Raw genomic sequence first — 15,937 nt, 5'->3', positions numbered from 1 at the left:
GCACGCGCGCTCCAGGGGCACCGGCTCAGCCGTCATCGGGGCGGGTCAGCCGCCGAGCGCACCGCCCGGCGCGTCCGATCCGGCCTGGGCGACCATGGGGTCCGTGCTGAGGTGGATGACGCCGTAGTCGTACGCGTGCCGCCGGTAGACGACACTGGGTTCCTTCGTTTCGGAGTCGACGAAGAGATAGAAGTCGTGCCCGACCAGCTCCATCTCGTAGAGCGCCTGGTCGAGCGTCATCGGGGCGGCCACGTGGGTCTTCTCGCGAACGATGAGGGGGCCTTCGCCCATGACCTCGAGGGAGCCGATCTTCTTCGTCGGCACGCTGTCCGTGTCGTCCTCGTGGACGACGGCCCCGTTCCCGTTGAGCGTCGCGGCGCCGGGGACGTGGTCGGCGACCTCGGCGGCCGAGATCCGGCCGTTGCCACGGCGGGTGTAGCGCTTGTCGTGCTGCTTGCGCAGGCGGGCTTCGAGTTTGTCCGCCGCCAGGTCGAGTGCCGCGTACGGGTCGTTTGCCGCCGCCTCCGCCCGGATCACCGGACCGCGGGAGTGGAGCGTGATCTCCACTCGGTCGCAACGGTCGGCCTGCCGGGGGTTGGGCTCCTTGGACACCTCCACGTCGAGGCTGATCACCTTGCCATCGAGCTTCTGGATCTTCTCCAGCTTCAGCTTCTCGGCCACGTGCTTGCGGAACCGCTCGGGCACCTCGGTCTTGCGGCCCTTGACGACGATGTCCACGCAGAACTCCGTTCCCGGATTGCTCCGCTGCACTGGCGGAGCGTCTCCCTTTTGCACCAGGCCCCGGTGAGTGCCGGAACCTCGGACTTGGTGACTTTCACCTCCTCCTCCCCCATGGGCAAGATCTACACCCCACCGCTACGGGTGATTCAGAAACCCGCAGCACGGCATTCGGATGGTCGAGGTACGGCCTGCGCCATTGCCTCACAACCGAACATATCTCGCCCGGACGGATGTCGTCACCCTCTACTGCGGCGTACCTCCGTTCAGGTGAATTGACCTGGTCATTACCTGCAACGATGGAAGTTCTCGGTCAGTTCCGGTTTATTTCGAAAGAGTCTGGCGACGCCGCGACCACGGCCGCGCGGATCATGTCGCCGACTCCGCTCACACCCGCCATTCCCCGGGCTGCTTGTGCCCGGTCCGTACCCGCTGTCGTTGCCTCGCTCATCCGTTCCCCCGTTGCTTCCCCCGCTTCCGCGACGCATGCATCGGTGTCCGGGCATGCATCAGTGTCCGGGCTTGGATCGACGCCCGCCACCGCCGCCCGTACGGCACGGGCCGCCTCCGCCATCGAGGCGCCCGTCGTCATCAGGTCGTCCACGAGTACGACCCGAGCGCCGACCGCCAGCAGCCGGGCACCTCCGGCGGCCACCTCCAGGGCACCCGCGAGATTGTCCAGTCGCTGCCGGGAGTTGAGTCCCGCCTGGTCGGCCACGGCACGCCGCTGCCGCAGCACGGCCAGCACCCGGGCCGGCATCCCCGTACGCCGCAGCTCCCCCGCCGCCGCGAGCGCGATCCGCCGCAGCGGGTCATGGCCCCGCGCCCGCACCGCCCACCGCGAGGACGGCAGGGGAACAAGCAGCACAGGCCCTGGGCCGGAAGGCAGCGCGGACCCGTGACCACCGCCGGGCCACCGTTGCCCGCTCCCGCCCCTCAGGCTCCCGTCCGAGGCCGTGGGCAGCCTCTCCGGGACGGAGAGGCACATGTGCCCCAGCCCTGCCCGCACAGCCCCCGCCAGGGCCGTCCCCAAGGGAGTCGCAAGTGTCATTGCCCCCCGTTCCTTGTGAGCGAGGAGCGTCGCGCGCACCTCGTCCTTGTATGGGGCCGCCGCGTGCACCACCGGCAGCCCGGGCGGCTCCGGATCCGGCCGCACCCGGCGCGGTGCGGCCCCACTCAGCGCGGCACGGCACTCCGGGCAGAGCACCGTGCGAGGCCTTCCGCAGCCTCCGCACTCGGCCGGCAGCACCAGATCGGTGAGGTCCTGCCACCACCCCCGCATGTCCACCACTGTGCCAACGCGCGGGCCGACCAGCCACCCCTGTGGACAACCGCCTGTGGACAACTCCACGGCCGTCACACGTCCGGGGGAACCACCGCGTAATGGCGGCCAGGTCCACCCGTACGGCGGCCGGGCCTGCCCGAAAGGGGAGGCCCGGCGAAAATCCCTACCCGGGATAGACCGGTGCCGTGCCGTCCTTGACGATCTTCTGCCACGGCGCCCCGGCCGGCAGCCGCACGATTCCGTCCTCCTCCGAGTGCGCCACCAGCGGCAGCCGTTCGTCCTCGGACGCGGCGACCTCCTTCACCCCCGTGAGCGCGGAGGGCGCGGCGCCCACCGGAGTGGAACCGTCGACCTGGACGTAGCGCATCTGCTGCACTCCACCGGACTCACGCCCGACGACGACGAGCCGGCTGTCCCCGGCCCACGACATGGCGGTGACCTCCTCCAGCTGCGGCGCCACGGAGCGCAGCTCGAGGATCGAGATGAGGGGCCGTCCGCCGGTCTTGGTGTCGCGCTGGATGCGCCCGATCTGCAGCGAGCTCTTGCCGTCCTTCTGCACGATCAGCGCGATCCGCACCCCGTCGGCGGCCACCCGTACCGCCTGGACACGGCCGTCGATGCCCGGCGCGGTGACCTCCAGCGGAGTACCCGCGCCCTTCTCCAGCAGGAGCAGCTGCGGGTTCTTCGGATCGCGGTCGGCCACCCACAGGTCGCCCTGCCCGTCCCAACTGGGCGTCGTCAGCCGGTCGTCCGTCGTCGCCCCCTGGCTGTGCAGTACCGCGTCCCCCAGTGAGGCGCCCGACACCAGCGATCCGACGTACAGCGAACTCCCGTCGGCCGACACACCGGCCGCACTGTCCTCGCTCCGCGACACCGCGGCCGACCGCAGCTTCTTGTCACCCACTCCCAGCGCACCGGGCACCGGCTCGGGCTGCTTGTCCCTGTTGCCGCTGGGCAGCCGTACGAGCCGCTGCTTGCCGTCGATGAAGTACTCGTACTCGGGGTGCTTGGCCGTGCCGTGCGAAGCGATGGTCTGTGCCCGGCTCTCGGTGACCACGCACAACTGCGAACCGTTCGAGCGCTGCAGCTCCACCTCGTCGACGCCCGTGGGCGTCAGATCCTGGAGCGTGAAGAGGAGCTGGGTGGCCATCTTGTCGCACTGGGTCTCTCCGACCCGGTCGGCCTTCTTGTTCAGCGGGACCGTCACCCTGTTGCGGTCGTCGGGCGACAACGACGTGACGCCCTTCTTCAACTCCGTGTCGGAGGGGAAGCTCGACGTCACCACCGGATCCAGCCAGCGCGTGGGCCCCTTCAGGAGGGATCGGACCATCTCCGTCATCGGGTCCACCTTGTCCCGCACATAGACGGGATCGGCGACGGTCCCCAGCAGTCCACCCGAGCCGGAGGGCACGTTCGAGGCGAAGTAGTACTTGTTGACGGACACGTAGTTGCGCTGGAAGTCGGAGTTGCCCATCACCACGCCCTGCGGCAGCGCATCGATACGCCACTGCTTGGTGTCCTTCTGCAGCGTGAGGTGCACCGTCGTCCGGTACGAACCGGCGTCCGGTGCGTACGCGTGCTGTGCGTCCACCGTGGCGACCTTGCTGCCGGAGAGCGTGTACGAGTCGTCGCCCTCCCTGGTGCCCGAGTGCTCCGACTCGGGGTTGGGTCCGTCCGCGAGGACGGTCGTGGAGCGGTACGGATCCCACGCCTTGCGGGCGCTCGCCGTCAGATACTTGCGCGCCGTCTCATACTGCGGGTCGTCACTGGTCAGTGCCTCCAGGAAGCCCTGCAGGATATCCGCCGGCGGGGCGTCCTCGCGCGGCGGCAGGGCGAAGATGCGGACCTGCGAGTCCGGCCTCGGTGTCGACTCGACCCCGCGCAGATCCCCGCTGTCGGGCATCGAGGCACACCCGGTCAGCAGCAATGCGCCGCAGCCGATGTACACCCCCACACGCGCAGGACGCAGACGGCCGCTCCCCTCGCGGTCAGCGCCCACGAAATGCCTCCCCCTGCCCGAGTTCCTCGGGCTCTCCTTGTCCGAGTCGTGCAGGCCCGTCGCCGTCCCGGCCACGCTCCTGCACGGTCCGCTCCCCACCCGCGGCAGGCAGGTCGTCCGGCCGCCGCACGGCCCCGGAGGGCCTCGGCACCACACGCGCGCCGTTGCCCGGCAGCGCCGTCGGATCGGCCGTGGGCGACGCCCCGGCCAGTCGCGGCACCACGGACGCCCGCTGCATGTGGGGTGCCGTCTTCCCGCCCGTGTTCTGCACCGGCACCGTGGCGAGCTTGTCGCCGCCGCCGGAGGGCAGTCCCGCGTCAGTGAGTCCACGATTGCGCCGCGAGTCCATCGGCTCCAGAGGTATCGGGGACCCCCGTAGCGGCTCGTCCGCGGTCCGCGGCAGCGTCAGCCGGAACTGCGAACCGCCACCCGGCTCGCCCCACGCCTGCAGCCAGCCGCCATGCAGCCGGGCGTCCTCCAGGGCGATGGACAGGCCGAGCCCCGTGCCGCCGGTGGTACGCGCGCGCGCCGGGTCGGCACGCCAGAAGCGGCTGAAGACCCGGGTCGCCTCGCCGGGCTTGAGGCCTACGCCGTAGTCGCGCACCGCGATGGCGACCGCCCCGCCCGCCGCGGCGAGCTTGACCACCACTTCCTTGCCGTCGCCGTGCTCCACTGCGTTGACGACGAGGTTGCGCAGCACCCGCTCCACCCGTCGGGCATCCGCCTCGGCGATCACCGGCTGCTGGTCGCCGACCACGCGTATCTGCGAGCCCTTGCGCTCGGCGAGGGGCTCGGCCCCGCTGACGACACGCCGTACGACCTCCCGGAGGTCTATCGCCTCGGCCTCCAGCGCCGCCGCGCCCGCGTCGAACCGGCTGATCTCCAGCAGGTCCGCGAGCAGCGTCTCGAACCGGTCCAGCTGATCGGCGAGCAGCTCGGCCGACCGAGCGGTCACCGGATCGAAGTCCACGCGCGCGTCGTGGATGACGTCGGCCGCCATCCGAACGGTCGTGAGCGGCGTACGCAGCTCGTGCGACACGTCGGACACGAACCGGCGCTGCATCCGCGACAGGTCCTCCAGCTGCTGGATCTTCAGCTGAAGGTTCTGCGCCATCTTGTTGAAGGCCTCACCGAGCCGCGCGATGTCGTCCTCGCCGGTGACCTTCATCCGTTCCTGCAGGCGCCCGGCGGAAAGCCGCTCGGCGATCCCGGCCGCCATCCGTACCGGAGTGACGACCTGGCGCACCACCAGCCAGGCGATGGCTCCCAGGAGCACCACGACGAACAGTCCGGCCGTCGCGAGCGTCCCCTTGACCAAGCTCAGCGACTTCTCCTCCTGCGTCAGCGGGAAGAGGTAGTAGAGCTGGTAGGGCTCTCCGTTGGGGTCGTTGACCTGCTTGCCGATGACCAGCGCCGGCTGCGACTCCTTGTCGTCCTTGTAGACGACGCGGGTGTAGCTCTGGGCCGCCAGCGTGCTGCTGTCGACGCGTGCGCGCAGGGCCACCGGCACGCTGACCGTCGGATCGACATTGCCCGAGGAGCGCGGCCCGAGCCCCGCGCCGCCGTTTCCGGCCACACCGGAGCTGAGCGTCACCACGTCGAAGGCGCCCTGCCCACCACTGGAGAGGGACACCACGAGGTCGCTCATCCAATTAGTGACGTTCCTGGACGGGCGGCCATCAGCACTCGAACCGTCGTCGCCGTTGGCCGTCACGGCCGCGTCCGCCTTCTGCTTGGCCACCGAGAAGCCACCCGTGGCCTGACTCTGCGAGGCCTTGACCTTCGCGTCCAGCAGACCGTTGCGCACCTGCCCGATGACCACGAAGCCGAGCAGCAGCACGACACCCAGCGACATCAGCAGCGTCGTGACGACGATCTTGAGCTGGATGTTGCGCCGCCACAGACGCATCACGGGCAGCAGCGGACGGCGCACCCAGCGCATGAACAACCGAAGGACCGGGCTGCCCTGGACTCCGCCCTGCAGCAGCCCGCCCTCCAAGAAACGTCCCCAACGGGAGCCTGTCACCTTCCGGCCGACAGGCCGCCCCGAACGGACCCCCGGCTCACCGGGCGCCGAAGCGGCACTGTCCCGGGACATGTCAGCTCGGTCCGGCCTTGTAACCGACACCACGAACGGTCACCACGATCTCCGGCCGCTCCGGGTCCTTCTCGACCTTGGAGCGCAGCCGCTGGACATGGACGTTGACCAGACGGGTGTCCGCCGCGTGTCGGTAGCCCCACACCTGTTCGAGGAGCACCTCCCGCGTGAACACCTGCCACGGCTTGCGGGCCAGCGCCACCAGCAGATCGAACTCCAGCGGCGTCAGCGCGATCGACTGCCCGTCCCGCTTCACAGAGTGACCGGCCACATCGATCACAAGATCGCCGATGGCCAGCTGCTCAGGCGCCGGCTCCTCGGAACGGCGCAGCCGCGCCCTGATCCGCGCCACCAGCTCCTTTGGCTTGAACGGCTTCACGATGTAGTCGTCGGCACCCGACTCGAGGCCGACCACGACGTCGACGGTGTCGCTCTTCGCGGTAAGCATCACGATCGGCACCCCGGACTCCGCCCTGATCAGGCGGCACACCTCGATACCGTCCCGGCCGGGAAGCATCAGGTCCAGGAGCACCAGATCGGGCTTGCTCTCACGGAAAGCGGCCAGCGCCTTGTCGCCGTCGGCTACGAAAGACGGCTCAAAACCTTCACCACGCAACACAATGCCGAGCATCTCGGCCAGTGCGGTGTCGTCATCGACGACAAGGACTCGTCCCTTCATAAACGACATCATCCCATTAACTAAATCGTTACCTGGCGTGACCTGTCACACAGCTCAGCGAGTGCCTCAGCCGTCACGGGCGACACAGCGCCCTCTTCGGTCACGATCGCCGTCACCAACTCGGGGGGCGTCACATCGAACGCCGGGTTGTACGCCTGGGTCCCCAGGGGTGCCACCGGTATCCCGCCTCCCGCTTCCACTCCCGCCACAGGCACCTGGGGTGCTGTGACCTCGGTCACTTCATGACCGGGGCGCTGCTCGACCTCGATGGACGCTCCGTCCGGGGTGTCCGGGTCCACCGTCGTCACCGGCGCCACCACGATGAACGGCACATGGTGATACCGGGCCAGCACCGCGAGCGGATAGCTCCCCACCTTGTTCGCCACCGAACCGTCGGCAGCGATCCGATCGGCCCCGATGAGCACCGCGTCCACCTCCCCCGCCGCGAACAGTGATCCCGCCGCGTTGTCCGTGAGCAAGGTGTACGCCATTCCGCTGCGTGCCGCCTCGTAAGCCGTCAGGCGAGCACCTTGCAGCAACGGACGCGTTTCGTCCACCCACAGCCTCCGCAGCTGCCCCGCCCGATGCGCCGCGAGGGCCACCGCGAAGGCCGTACCCTCCCCACCGGACACCAACGCCCCGGTGTTGCAATGGGTCAGAATGCGGTGCCCACCTCCCGGCAGCAGCTCGTCGAGCAGCGCCAACCCGTGCTCGGCCATCCGCGCACTCGCCGCGGCATCCTCCCGGTGCAGCGCCCGCGCCGCTTCGAGCGCCGCCCGGGCAGCCTGCCGCTGATCACCGCCGCCGGACAGCGCGGCACGATACGCCGTCCGCGCCCGGCGCACACCCACAGCGAGGTTCACCGCGGTGGGCCGGGCGCCCGCCAGCGCCTGGGCCGCATCGTCCACGTCGAAACCGCGCACGGCGGCGAGCGCGACCCCGTACGCCCCGGCGATACCCAGCAACGGCGCCCCTCGTACGGCCAGCGTGCGGATCGCCTCCACCAGCGCGGGAGCGTCCGTGCACACCAGCTCAACTTCCTCGGCCGGCAACCGTGTCTGGTCGAGAAGGACCAGCACCGGCCCTTCGGGGGGCTCGTCCCAGCGGATCGCCGGTATCTCCAGTGGCCCGTCGTCCTCGCGGAATTGCGCGTTCTGATCAGCCATCCGCCCAGTCTGCCCCGTAGCAGGCGGACAATTGAAGGTGTCCACCCCATACGGGGGCCGGTCCCATGCCGGGCACACCGTGGCACGATGGCTGCCAACCTGCCGCCGCGACCGCGGACGGGCACCGTGAAGGAGCGACGATGAAAGACACTCCGGGCTGGGCCTCGCCCGGATCTGCCCCCTCCGACGGGCAGGAGCCGGACAACTCCGGCGCCGCCGAGCCCCCGGAGCAGCCCGCGGACCAAGGTGGCACGAACCAGCCGGAGCCGCCCTCGAAGTGGTCCAAGGAGCAGCCCCCGCCCGGCCAGTGGTCCGCTCCCAGCCCACAGGGCCCCGGCCAGGCCCCGCCACCACCACCACCCGGCCCCGGCCCCGGCTGGGGCGGCCAGCGGCCTCCGGGCGCGGGCGGCCAGGCCGGTGGCTACGGCAACTGGGAAGGCCCCGGCCGTGGCTACGGCGGCCCAGGAGGTCCCGGTGGCTGGGGCGGCAACTGGGGCGGCCCGCCGCCCGCCGCCAAACCCGGCGTGATCCCCCTGCGCCCGCTCGGCGTCGGCGAGATCCTCGACGGCGCGGTCTCCACGATGCGGACCTACTGGCGCACCGTCCTGGGCATCTCCCTCACCGTCGCCGTCGTCACCCAGATCGCGGTCATCCTGCTCCAGGGCCTCGTCCTGGACGACAGCGCAAGCACGGACGTCCTCAACGACCCGAGCGCCACCGCCGGCGAGCTCAGCCGCGCCCTGGGCGACACCCTGCTGAGCTCCGGCGTCGTCGTGCTCATCGGCCTGCTCGGCACCATCGTCGCGACGGCCCTGCTCACCTCCGTCACCAGCCGCGCGGTGCTCGGCAAGTCGGTGACCACCGCCGAGGCCTGGCGCGACGCCAAACCCCAGCTGCCCAAGCTGTTCGGCCTCACCTTCCTGCTGCCGCTCATCGCCGTCGCGATCATCACCGTCGGCACTCTTCCCGGCCTGCTCATCGCGATCGCCGGATCGAGCGACGCGGGCACCGCGCTCGCGGTCCTCGGCGGGCTCGGCGCGAGCGTCGTCGCCCTCTGGCTGATGATCCGCTTCTCGCTCGCCTCGCCCGCCCTGATGCTGGAGAAGCAGGGCGTCCTGAAGTCGATGAGCCGCTCCGCGAAACTCGTCCGCGGCTCCTGGTGGCGAGTCTTCGGTATCCAGCTGCTCGCCACGATCATCGCCAACATCGTGGCGTCGATCGTCGTGATCCCCTTCGCCCTCATCGCCTCCGCCCTGAGCGGCGACGGCATCACCGGCTTCCTCAGCAGCGCCGGCAGCGCCGGCTGGACGTTCCTCATCGTCAGCGGAATCGGTTCGGTGATCGGAGCCATGATCACCTTCCCGATCTCCGCGGGCGTCACCGTGCTCCTCTACATCGACCAGCGCATCCGCCGCGAGGCCCTCGACCTCGACCTGGCCCGCGCCGCCGGTGTCCAGGACTACGGCTCCAGTACCCCCGGCACCACGCCGGGGAGTTGATGCGGTGAGTCCGGCGGGGGGAGTTCTCACAGCGGTACTGGCACTGCCGCGCACCGGCGCCACGGCCGTACTCGCGCTGCCGCGCGGCGACGAACCACCGGTGACGATCCCGCGCGACCCCGCACGGGAGGCGGCCAAGCGGGAGCTGTCCAAGCGGATGTACCACGAGAACGACCCCAGCCCGGTGCAACGCGCCCTGAACGCCTTCTGGGACTGGGTCGACAAACTGTTCGGCGCCGCCTCCACCGCGACTCCCGGGGGCGCGCTCGGACTTGTCGTCATCGTGGTGGCGGTGCTGGCTGTCGTGGCCGCCCTCTGGTGGCGCCTCGGCACCCCGCACCGCACCCCCACCTCGTCCGCCGCACTCTTCGACGACCGCCCCCGCAGCGCCGCCGAGCATCGCGCGGCCGCCGAGGCACACGCCGCCCAGGGCCACTGGAACCAAGCCGTCCAGGAACGCATGCGCGCCGTCGTGCGCTCCCTCGAGGAGCGTGCCCTGCTCGACCCACGCCCCGGCCGCACCGCGGACGAGGCCGCCGCCGAAGCCGGCCGCACGCTGCCCTCCCACACGGACCGACTGCGCGCCGCCGCCAGGGACTTCGACGAGGTCACATACGGCGGCCGGGCCGCGGGCTCCGACACATACCAACGCCTCACCGAACTCGACCGCGCCATCGAGCGCACCAAGCCCGTACTCACCAGCAGCGCCCAGAGCACGGACCACAACACCCGCCAGGGGGCCGCCTCATGACCGAGGCCACCCTCACCTCCACCTCCGCCTCGCCCACCGCCCGCCAGCTGTGGACCCGCACCCGAGGCATCGCCCTCGCCGTCGTGATCCTGCTCGCGGCCGCCGTCGCCATCGCCGTGATCCGCTCCGGCGCCCAGCACGGCCGCCTCGACCCGCGCTCCGCCGACCCCTACGGCAGCCGCGCCACCGCCGAACTCCTCGGCGACCGCGGTGTCTCCACACGCGTGGTCACCACCCTGGACGAGGCTCGCGCCGCGGCCGGCGCCGACACCACTCTCCTCGTCGCCGCCCCGGACCTGCTGACCGGCCATCAGCAGTCCAGCCTTCGCGCGGCGACCAAGAACTCCGGCGGCCGTACGATCCTGATCGCCCCGGACTCGCCCTCCCTGGGCACCCTCGCCCCCGGAGTCACCGCCGATCCCGCGATCAGCTTCGACTCGACGCTCTCCCCCCACTGCGACCTGCCCGCCGCCCGCCGCGCGGGCAGCGCCGACACCGGCGGCATCCGCTACAGCACCAGCGCCCGCGGCGCCGATGTCTGCTACCCCAGCGACGGCCTCCCCACCCTGCTGCGCATCCCCGCAGCCACCGGGAACGGCGACACCGTCGTCATCGGAGCCCCAGACATCCTCTACAACAACCGTCTCGACAAGCAGGGCAACGCCTCGCTCGCCCTCCAACTGCTCGGTTCCCGCCCCCACTTGGTCTGGTACCTCCCCTCGCTCTCCGACGCCTCGGCCACCGACGCGGGCAAAAAAACCTTCCTCGACCTGCTCCCCTCAGGCTGGCTCTGGGGCACCCTTCAGCTCTTCATCGCGGCAGCCCTGGCCGCCCTCTGGAGGGCACGCCGACTCGGCCCCCTCGTACCCGAACGCCTCCCCGTCGCGATCCGCGCCTCCGAAACCGTCGAAGGCCGCGCCCGCCTCTACCGCAAAGCCAACGCCCGCGACCGCGCGGCCGCCGCTCTGCGCTCCACCACCCGCACCCGACTCGCCCCCCTCATCGGCGTATCCCCCGCCCAGGCTCACGCGCCCGAAGCACTGCTCCCCGCCCTATCAGCCCGCCTCTCCGGCGACGGACAGGCCCTGCACACCCTCCTCTTCGGCCCGCCGCCCAGCGACGACCCGGCCCTCATCTCCCTCGCCGACCAACTCGACGCCCTCGAAAGAGAGGTACGCCGTTCATGATGGACCCGACCACTGACAATGCCGGGTACGCCGGGGATCCGGGCACCGCCCGCTCCTCTCTGGAAGCCCTGCGCGCCGAGATCGCCAAAGCCGTGGTCGGCCAGGACCCCGCCGTGACCGGCCTCGTCGTCGCCCTCCTCTGCCGCGGACACGTTCTACTAGAAGGAGTCCCTGGAGTCGCCAAAACGTTGCTCGTCCGCGCGCTCGCATCCGCGCTCGAACTCGACACCAAGCGCGTCCAGTTCACTCCCGACCTGATGCCGAGCGACATCACCGGCTCTCTCGTCTACGACGCACGCACCGCCGAGTTCTCGTTCCAGCCCGGCCCGGTCTTCACGAACCTCCTGCTGGCCGACGAGATCAACCGCACCCCGCCCAAGACCCAGTCGTCCCTCCTCGAAGCGATGGAGGAACGTCAAGTCACGGTCGACGGCACCCCCCGCCCGCTCCCGGAGCCCTTCCTGGTCGCCGCGACCCAGAACCCGGTCGAGTACGAGGGAACGTATCCTCTGCCCGAAGCCCAACTGGACCGCTTCCTCCTGAAACTGACGATCCCTCTGCCGTCCCGTCAGGACGAGATCGACGTCCTCACCCGGCACGCCGAGGGCTTCAACCCGCGCGACCTGCGCGCCGCCGGTCTACGCCCCGTGGCGGGCCCGGCCGACCTGGAAGCCGCCCGCGCCGCCGTGGCCAAGACATCGGTCTCCCCCGAAATCACCGGCTACGTCGTCGACATCTGCCGCGCCACCCGCGAATCGCCGTCCCTCACCCTCGGCGTCTCCCCCCGCGGCGCGACCGCCCTCCTCGCCACAGCCCGCGCCTGGGCCTGGCTGACCGGCCGTGACTACGTCATCCCCGACGACGTGAAGGCCCTGGCCCTGCCCACCCTCCGCCACCGCATCCAGCTCCGCCCCGAGGCCGAGATGGAGGGCGTGACCGCCGACTCGGTCATCAACGCGATCCTCGCCCACGTCCCCGTCCCCCGCTGATGGCATTCACCGGACGCGCCGCTCTGCTGGCGGCCCTCGGCACACTCCCCGTCGGCATCTGGGGACCGAGTTGGGCGGGCATCCTCGCCGTGAACGCTCCCCTGGCCCTGGCCTGCGCCTGCGACGCCGCCCTGGCCGCACCCGTACGCCGCCTCGGCCTGGCCCGTTCCGGCGACACCTCCGTACGCCTCGGCGAGACCGCCGATGTCACCCTGACCGTCACCAACCCCTCCGGCCGGCTCCTGCGCGCCCGCCTCCGTGACGCCTGGCCCCCCAGCAGCTGGGAGCCGGGCACAGAGGTGGCGGCCTCCCGTCACCGCCTGGCGGTCCCCGCAGGCGAGCGTCGACGCCTCACCACCCACCTCCGCCCCACCCGCCGCGGTGACCGCCAGGCGGACCGCGTCACCATCCGCTCGTACGGTCCCCTTGGTCTCTTCGCCCGCCAGGGCAGCCACAAGGTCCCCTGGACGGTACGAGTCCTGCCCCCCTTCACCAGCCGCAAGCACCTCCCTTCCAAACTGGCCCGCCTGCGAGAACTCGATGGCCGCACCAGCGTCCTGACCCGCGGCGAGGGCACGGAATTCGACAGCCTGCGCGAGTACGTCCCCGGCGACGACACCCGCTCCATCGACTGGCGTGCCACAGCCCGCCACACCACGGTCGCCGTACGCACCTGGCGTCCCGAACGCGATCGCCACATCCTTCTGGTCCTCGACACAGGCCGAACCTCGGCCGGTCGCGTGGGCGACGTCCCACGCCTCGACGCTTCCATGGACGCGGCACTCCTCCTCGCCGCCCTGGCCTCCCGGGCCGGCGACCGCGTGGACCTCCTCGCGTACGACCGCCGGGTACGCGCCCTGGTTCAGGGCCGCTCAGCCGGCGACGTCCTCCCGTCCTTGGTCAACGCCATGGCGGCCCTGGAGCCGGAGCTCGTCGAAACGGACGCCCGTGGCCTCACCGCCATGGCCCTCCGTACGGCCCCTCGCCGCTCGCTGATCGTGTTGCTGACCAGCCTCGACGCGGCCCCCATCGAAGAGGGCCTGCTCCCCGTACTCTCCGGTCTCACCCATCGCCACACAGTTCTTGTGGCCTCAGTCGCCGACCCGCACATCGCGCGAATGGCGACGTCTCGGGGAAGTGCCGAGGCGGTGTACGAGGCGGCGGCCGCGGCCCAGGCCCAGACGGAACGCCATCGCACGGCCGAGCAGTTGCAGCGCCATGGAGTCACCGTCGTCGACGCGGTTCCGGACGACCTGGCGCCTGCCCTCGCGGATGCGTATCTGGCACTCAAGGCAGCGGGACGACTGTAAACCGGCACAAAAGAAAGGGGCCTCTCGCATCGAGAGGCCCCAAAAAATGACCGTGAACGCAGAGAACCCCCGTACCGATTTCCCGGTACGGGGGTTCTCCCTAAAATTTGTTCGGCGGCGTCCTACTCTCCCACAGGGTCCCCCCTGCAGTACCATCGGCGCTGTGAGGCTTAGCTTCCGGGTTCGGAATGTAACCGGGCGTTTCCCTCACGCTATGACCACCGAAACACTATGAAACTGTAACTACCGCACCATTGCCGTGGCCCGACAACGGGGTTGTTCGTGGTTTCAGAACCAACACAGTGGACGCGAGCAACTGAGGACAAGCCCTCGGCCTATTAGTACCGGTCACCTCCAGCGGTTACCCGCCTTCCAGATCCGGCCTATCAACCCAGTCGTCTACTGGGAGCCTTAACCCCTCAAGGGGGTGGGAGTCCTCATCTCGAAGCAGGCTTCCCGCTTAGATGCTTTCAGCGGTTATCCCTCCCGAACGTAGCCAACCAGCCATGCCCTTGGCAGGACAACTGGCACACCAGAGGTTCGTCCGTCCCGGTCCTCTCGTACTAGGGACAGCCCTTCTCAAGACTCCTACGCGCACAGCGGATAGGGACCGAACTGTCTCACGACGTTCTAAACCCAGCTCGCGTACCGCTTTAATGGGCGAACAGCCCAACCCTTGGGACCGACTCCAGCCCCAGGATGCGACGAGCCGACATCGAGGTGCCAAACCATCCCGTCGATATGGACTCTTGGGGAAGATCAGCCTGTTATCCCCGGGGTACCTTTTATCCGTTGAGCGACGGCGCTTCCACAAGCCACCGCCGGATCACTAGTCCCGACTTTCGTCCCTGCTCGACCCGTCGGTCTCACAGTCAAGCTCCCTTGTGCACTTACACTCAACACCTGATTACCAACCAGGCTGAGGGAACCTTTGGGCGCCTCCGTTACTCTTTAGGAGGCAACCGCCCCAGTTAAACTACCCATCAGACACTGTCCCTGATCCGGATCACGGACCCAGGTTAGACATCCAGCACGACCAGAGTGGTATTTCAACGACGACTCCACACGGGCTGGCGCCCGCACTTCACAGTCTCCCACCTATCCTACACAAGCCGAACCGAACACCAATATCAAACTGTAGTAAAGGTCCCGGGGTCTTTCCGTCCTGCTGCGCGAAACGAGCATCTTTACTCGTAGTGCAATTTCACCGGGCCTATGGTTGAGACAGTCGAGAAGTCGTTACGCCATTCGTGCAGGTCGGAACTTACCCGACAAGGAATTTCGCTACCTTAGGATGGTTATAGTTACCACCGCCGTTTACTGGCGCTTAAGTTCTCAGCTTCGCCACCCCGAAGAGTGACTAACCGGTCCCCTTAACGTTCCAGCACCGGGCAGGCGTCAGTCCGTATACATCGCCTTACGGCTTCGCACGGACCTGTGTTTTTAGTAAACAGTCGCTTCTCGCTGGTCTCTGCGGCCACCCCCAGCTCAGAGTGCAAGACTCATCACCGGTGATGGCCCCCTTCTCCCGAAGTTACGGGGGCATTTTGCCGAGTTCCTTAACCATAGTTCACCCGAACGCCTCGGTATTCTCTACCTGACCACCTGAGTCGGTTTAGGGTACGGGCCGCCATGAAACTCGCTAGAGGCTTTTCTCGACAGCATAGGATCATCCACTTCACCACAATCGGCTCGGCATCAGGTCTCAGACTATGTGCCAGGCGGATTTACCTACCTGACGTCCTACACCCTTACCCCGGGACAACCACCGCCCGGGATGGACTACCTTCCTGCGTCACCCCATCACTCACCTACTACAGGTCTGGTCCGTCGGCTCCACCACTCCCCTTTGCCCGAAGGCTCCGGGGCGGCTTCACGGACTTAGCATCGCCTGGTTCGATGTTTGACGCTTCACAGCGGGTACCGGAATATCAACCGGTTATCCATCGACTACGCCTGTCGGCCTCGCCTTAGGTCCCGACTTACCCTGGGCAGATCAGCTTGACCCAGGAACCCTTAGTCAATCGGCGCACACGTTTCTCACGTGTGTATCGCTACTCATGCCTGCATTCTCACTCGTGAACCGTCCACCACTGCCTTCCGGCGCGGCTTCACCCGGCACACGACGCTCCCCTACCCATCACAGCGGGCGTTGGCCCTCATGCTGCAATGACACGACTTCGGCGGTACGCTTGAGCCCCGCTACATTGTCGGCGCGGAATCACTAGACCAGTGA

At 69.0% G+C, this 15,937-nt stretch carries 11 protein-coding genes and 2 rRNA genes (1 of these 13 running past the window's edge); 5 read left to right on the top strand and 8 right to left on the bottom strand.

Annotated features, from left to right (window positions below):
• Positions 1 to 45: 45 nt before the first annotated feature.
• The 6 genes from raiA to mtnA form a co-directional block, all read right to left on the bottom strand.
• On the bottom strand, positions 46 to 771 hold the full coding sequence (raiA, locus tag OG819_RS18070; RefSeq protein WP_266413443.1) for a ribosome-associated translation inhibitor RaiA: 726 nt from the start codon (positions 769 to 771) through the stop codon (positions 46 to 48).
• 280 nt (positions 772 to 1,051) lie between these two features.
• Complete coding sequence (locus OG819_RS18065; RefSeq protein WP_266650320.1) at positions 1,052 to 2,020, bottom strand: ComF family protein; 969 nt, start codon at positions 2,018 to 2,020, stop codon at positions 1,052 to 1,054.
• Positions 2,021 to 2,186: 166 nt separating this feature from the next.
• Positions 2,187 to 4,022: an LpqB family beta-propeller domain-containing protein gene (locus OG819_RS18060; protein WP_266650318.1), complete on the bottom strand. Its 1,836-nt coding sequence runs from the start codon at positions 4,020 to 4,022 to the stop codon at positions 2,187 to 2,189.
• A complete protein-coding gene (gene mtrB / locus OG819_RS18055; protein ID WP_266625078.1) occupies positions 4,012 to 6,120 on the bottom strand; it encodes an MtrAB system histidine kinase MtrB in 2,109 nt (702 codons plus the stop codon). Before mtrB ends, OG819_RS18060 begins: the two co-directional genes overlap by 11 nt.
• A gap of 1 nt (position 6,121) precedes the next feature.
• On the bottom strand, positions 6,122 to 6,811 hold the full coding sequence (gene mtrA / locus OG819_RS18050) for a two-component system response regulator MtrA (protein ID WP_187284748.1): 690 nt from the start codon (positions 6,809 to 6,811) through the stop codon (positions 6,122 to 6,124).
• A gap of 8 nt (positions 6,812 to 6,819) precedes the next feature.
• Entirely contained in the window at positions 6,820 to 7,965 is a 1,146-nt protein-coding gene (gene mtnA / locus OG819_RS18045) for an S-methyl-5-thioribose-1-phosphate isomerase (RefSeq protein ID WP_266625080.1), read from the bottom strand.
• Positions 7,966 to 8,105: 140 nt separating this feature from the next.
• Here mtnA and OG819_RS18040 point away from each other — a divergent pair, with 140 nt between their 5' ends.
• The 5 genes from OG819_RS18040 to OG819_RS18020 are packed head-to-tail and all read left to right on the top strand — an operon-like array spanning position 8,106 to position 13,701.
• Entirely contained in the window at positions 8,106 to 9,464 is a 1,359-nt protein-coding gene (locus tag OG819_RS18040) for a hypothetical protein (protein WP_266625081.1), read from the top strand.
• Positions 9,465 to 9,468: 4 nt separating this feature from the next.
• Complete coding sequence (locus OG819_RS18035; protein WP_266625082.1) at positions 9,469 to 10,215, top strand: DUF4129 domain-containing protein; 747 nt, start codon at positions 9,469 to 9,471, stop codon at positions 10,213 to 10,215.
• Complete coding sequence (locus OG819_RS18030; protein ID WP_266625083.1) at positions 10,212 to 11,402, top strand: DUF4350 domain-containing protein; 1,191 nt, start codon at positions 10,212 to 10,214, stop codon at positions 11,400 to 11,402. The genes OG819_RS18035 and OG819_RS18030 overlap by 4 nt, the downstream gene beginning before the upstream one ends.
• Positions 11,402 to 12,391, top strand: coding sequence for a MoxR family ATPase (locus OG819_RS18025; RefSeq protein ID WP_266421684.1), 990 nt, complete (start codon positions 11,402 to 11,404; stop codon positions 12,389 to 12,391). Before OG819_RS18030 ends, OG819_RS18025 begins: the two co-directional genes overlap by 1 nt.
• Positions 12,391 to 13,701: a DUF58 domain-containing protein gene (locus OG819_RS18020; protein ID WP_266650316.1), complete on the top strand. Its 1,311-nt coding sequence runs from the start codon at positions 12,391 to 12,393 to the stop codon at positions 13,699 to 13,701. The genes OG819_RS18025 and OG819_RS18020 overlap by 1 nt, the downstream gene beginning before the upstream one ends.
• A 109-nt stretch (positions 13,702 to 13,810) precedes the next feature.
• On the opposite strand, the gene rrf is transcribed toward OG819_RS18020, so the two are convergent.
• Both rrf and OG819_RS18010 read right to left on the bottom strand, forming a co-directional pair.
• Positions 13,811 to 13,927 (bottom strand): 5S ribosomal RNA (gene rrf, locus OG819_RS18015).
• A gap of 92 nt (positions 13,928 to 14,019) precedes the next feature.
• Positions 14,020 to 15,937 (bottom strand): 23S ribosomal RNA (locus OG819_RS18010) (it continues 1,205 nt past the right edge of the window).

The sequence above is a fragment of the Streptomyces sp. NBC_01549 genome (assembly GCF_026339955.1).
Classification (GTDB): domain Bacteria; phylum Actinomycetota; class Actinomycetes; order Streptomycetales; family Streptomycetaceae; genus Streptomyces.
This window is presented reverse-complemented; position numbering and strand designations above follow the sequence as displayed.